1 protein-coding gene is annotated in these 470 nt (G+C 66.8%); it reads right to left on the reverse strand.

Going from position 1 to position 470, the window contains the following annotated elements; genetic code table 11:
* A partial coding sequence (locus FV228_RS32520) for a hypothetical protein (protein ID WP_147858036.1) occupies positions 1-470 on the reverse strand: 470 nt, incomplete at both ends.

Genomic DNA, 470 nt, shown 5'->3' on the forward strand with positions numbered 1-470 from the left:
GTGCCGGCATTCTCGACCGAGACGGCAGCGCCGCTGCCGCCCTGCGCGCCGTCGCCGCCCAGCGCCAGGGTGGCCGAGACATCGGGCAGCTTGGCGGCGCCCTTCTTCTGCGCGTCCAGGTAGCGCGAGACGCTGCCGCTGTAGGACTTGAGCGCCTTGCCGAAATCCGAGTTCTTGAGCGTGTCGGCGAGGTCCTTGTACGTATCGCTGGTCTTGATGTCCTTCAGGAATTGATCGAGCGCCTGCTTGTTTTCCTTGTTGCTCTTGTCCTTCGCCCATGTCTCGTAGGCGGTGACACCGATCGTCTGCTTGATCTGCTTCCAGAGCGTGCCCACGGTGTCGGGATCGGAATCCTCGCGTGCCGCGATGCTGCCGCCCGTGCCGCCGCCACCGCCGATGCTCTGCGCGAGGATCCCGTGGGAACCGTCGCCCCAGGTCGCGATCGCGCCGGTGGCGGCGTTGGTGACGGC

This window comes from Methylobacterium sp. WL18 (assembly GCF_008040015.1).
Classification (GTDB): domain Bacteria; phylum Pseudomonadota; class Alphaproteobacteria; order Rhizobiales; family Beijerinckiaceae; genus Methylobacterium; species Methylobacterium mesophilicum.